1 pseudogene is annotated in these 987 nt (G+C 47.7%); it reads right to left on the bottom strand.

Annotated elements, in window-relative coordinates:
• Positions 1-108: 108 nt before the first annotated feature.
• Positions 109-824, bottom strand: a pseudogene (locus CKO36_RS19200) (IS630 family transposase); the annotation flags it as partial.
• Positions 825-987: the final 163 nt, after the last annotated feature.

Genomic DNA, 987 nt, shown 5'->3' with positions numbered 1-987 from the left:
CGTGCATCAATTCGCCAAGAACATCAACCGCAACGTCTTTGAAGTAGCGGATCGCCTGTGGGTAAAGATCGCCCTCGACCCAGAGGAAGAAAAACTACGTATTCCAGGTTAGGCGCGGTTTAGCAGACTGTCAAGTTCCTTTTTATGTACTGTAGTTGTCTGCAAAAGACAGGTTTCAATCGCTTTCTTGAAAAGACTGAAATCAGAATAGTATTTACAATACAGAACCTCTTTCTTTACAAACTTCCAAAGTCGTTCAATTAAATTTAGATTTGGCGAATACGGCGGAAGATAGAGAAGCTCAATGTTTAGCTGCGCCGCCAACGCGGTTACAATCTGACATTTTTGATAGCGAGCATTATCCAGAACCAACGTCATTGGCATTCCAGTCGTCTTTATGGCAATCTCCCTCAAAAGCGTGCAGACACTCTCGGAATTGATATAGCTGTTATTCGTAATCATGACAAGTTCGTGGGTGATTGCGTTAAGCGCGCCAAGCACATTGAAGCGTTTTCGTCCCGCAGACGCTTTTACAAATAATCGCTCAAATGACCAGAAAAAACCAAGAAAGGAACCCAGTACAAAATGAGCGGCATCGATAAAAAAAGAGCGCGTTTGCCCTGTTTTGCCTCTTCGAGACGCGGCTCTAACTGATTGATGCGAAAATCTTCCTGTTCCTCTCGGTCTGCTTTTGAGGGGATGGCTCCAACTTTCCGGGGTGCCATCCCCAGGGAGTGCAAAAACGGCCCAACAACACCGTGGCTGCGTTTGATTCCGGTCAGTTCCTCAATCTTGGCAATGCCCTCCTTGATGGTTCTTGGTGGCGGTGATTGTCAAGGTAGTTGTCGCATCTCCTATGAATTTAGTCAGTTATTTTCTCCGTTGTCATGTCCTCCTCCCGCACGGGGTTGAGAGTGACGACCTCGACCGGTTCCCAGTTGCGCGTTTTGCCACTCCAGCGCTCGGGATGCTGGTTGCGAGCGGCCT

Source organism: Rhabdochromatium marinum (genome assembly GCF_016583795.1).
GTDB lineage: Bacteria > Pseudomonadota > Gammaproteobacteria > Chromatiales > Chromatiaceae > Rhabdochromatium > Rhabdochromatium marinum.
This window is presented reverse-complemented; position numbering and strand designations above follow the sequence as displayed.